Origin of the sequence: Streptomyces sp. NPDC018031 (assembly GCF_044327625.1) — a bacterium.
GTDB lineage: Bacteria > Actinomycetota > Actinomycetes > Streptomycetales > Streptomycetaceae > Streptomyces.
Genome location: NZ_JBIRFT010000065.1, coordinates 1 through 2,436, shown reverse-complemented (window position 1 = coordinate 2,436; position 2,436 = coordinate 1). Strand labels below are relative to the sequence as shown.

1 protein-coding gene is annotated in these 2,436 nt (G+C 72.0%); it reads left to right on the top strand.

All coding sequences use genetic code 11. The annotated features are described in order from the left end of the window. A partial coding sequence (locus ACH4B3_RS34235) for a type I polyketide synthase (RefSeq protein WP_398469699.1) occupies positions 1-2,436 on the top strand: 2,436 nt, incomplete at both ends.

Sequence of the window (2,436 nt, the reverse complement as noted above, 5' to 3'; positions counted from 1 at the left end):
CCTCACCCTCCTCGACACCACCCACACCCACCCCCACACCCCCCTCCTCATCCCCATCCACCTCAACCCCACCACCCTCCGCAACCACACCACCACCAACACCCTCCCCCCACTCCTCCGCAAACTGGTCCACCGGCCGCGCCGCGCCGCGACCGGTGCTGTCACGGCCGTGGCCTCGGCGGTCGAGGAACAGCTCGCCGGTCTCACCGGAGCCGAGCGATCGGCGTTCCTGCTCCAGGCCGTACGGACCCACACCGCGGCAGTGCTCGGGCACGGCGGCGCCGACGCCCTGCCGGCCGACCGCTCCTTCAACGACCTGGGCTTCGATTCGCTCACCGCCGTCGAGCTGCGCAACCGTCTGGCCGCGGCCACAGGGCTCCGTCTTCCGGCGACGCTCCTGTTCGACCACCCTTCACCGTCCGCGGTGGCGGAACACCTCGACACCGAACTGCCCGGTGGCCGGAGCCGGGCCGGGGAATCCGTCCGCAAGGCCGTGGTGGCTCCGGACGAGCCGATCGCCGTGGTCGGGATGGCCTGCCGGTATCCCGGTGGGGTGACCTCCCCCGACGAACTGTGGGACCTGGTGGCGGCGGGCGGGGACGCCATCGCGGGGTTCCCGACCGACCGCGGCTGGGACCTGGACACGCTCTACGACCCGGATCCGGACCGGCCCGGCACGTTCTACATCCAGGAGGGCGGTTTCCTCCATGACGCCGCCTCCTTCGACGCCGCGTTCTTCAACCTCTCCCCGCGGGAAGCTCTCGCGATGGATCCGCAGCAACGGCTGCTCCTCGAAACGGCCTGGGAAACCGTGGAACGTGCCGGAATCGACCCCCATGCGCTGAGGGGCACCGAGACCGGGGTGTTCACCGGGATGATGTACCACGACTACGCGGCACGGTTGCAGACGATCCCCGAGAGCCTCGAAGGCTATGTCGGCAACGGCAGCGCAGGCAGTATCGCCTCCGGGCGGGTGGCGTACACCTTCGGTCTGCAAGGCCCCGCGGTGACCGTCGACACCGCGTGCTCGTCGTCACTCGTCGCTCTGCACCTCGCCTGCCAGGCCCTCCGCGCCCAGGAGTGCTCCATGGCCCTGGTGGGCGGTGTGGCGGTGATGTCCACGCCCGGCGTGTTCGTGGAGTTCAGCCGTCAGCGCGGGCTCGCCCCTGACGGGCGGTGCAAGGCGTTCGCCGAGAGCGCGGACGGCACCGGGTGGTCGGAAGGGGCGGGCATGCTGCTCCTGGAACCCCTCGCCCAGGCGCAGCGGAACGGGCACCCCGTCCTGGCGGTGGTGCGCGGCTCGGCCGTCAATCAGGACGGCGCGAGCAACGGGCTGACCGCGCCCAACGGCCCGGCCCAGCAGCGCGTCATCCGCCAGGCCCTCGCCAACGCGGGGCTGGCTCCCGCCGATGTGGACACGGTGGAGGCGCATGGTACCGGGACGACTCTCGGAGATCCCATCGAAGCGCAGGCGTTGCTGGCCACCTACGGACAGGACCGGCCCGACGACCGGCCGCTGTGGCTGGGTTCGCTGAAGTCCAACCTCGGGCACACCCAGGCCGCCGCGGGAGTGGGCGGCATCATCAAGATGGTGATGGCACTCCGCCATGGAGTGCTGCCGCGCACGCTCCACATCGACGCCCCTACGTCGCACGTCGACTGGGAGGCCGGGCAGGTGCGGTTGCTCACCGAGCCTCGCCCCTGGAGTGCCGACGGCCGCCCCCGTCGCGCGGGGGTCTCCTCGTTCGGGGTGAGCGGGACCAATGCGCACGTCATCATCGAGGAGCCGCCGGCCGCCCGCGCGGCCGCGACTGCGGACGAGGCCCCCGAACCCCTACTGCGGTGCGCTACGGTGCCCTGGATCCTGTCCGCCCGCAGTGACGCCGCCGTACGGGACCAGGCGGAGCGGCTGCGCACCCACCTCCTGCGGCACCCGGAGTCGGCGCCGGCGGATGTCGCCGCCGCGCTGGCCACCACCCGCACGACCTTCGACCACCGCGCCGTCGTCCTGGGCAGCAGCCGCGACGAACTCCTCGCCGGCCTGCATGCCCTGCACACCGGAACACCGGCAGCGGGCCAGGTGACCGGCACCGCCGCTTCTCCCGGCAAAGTCGTGTTCGCCTTCCCTGGTCAGGGGTCGCAGTGGGTGGGGATGGCGGGGGATCTGCTGGATGCCTCGCCGGTGTTCGCCTCGCTGATCGAGGCGTGCGCCGAGGCCCTGGCTCCCCATGTGGACTGGTCGCTGGTTGAGGTGTTGCGGGGGGTGGAGGGGGCCGCGTCGCTGGAGCGGGTGGACGTGGTCCAGCCGGTGCTGTTCGCGGTGATGGTGGGCCTGGCCCGAATGTGGCAGGCCGCCGGCGTGCAGCCCGACGCGGTCATCGGACACAGCCAGGGCGAGATCGCCGCCGCCCACATCGCCGGAGCCCTCACCCTGAA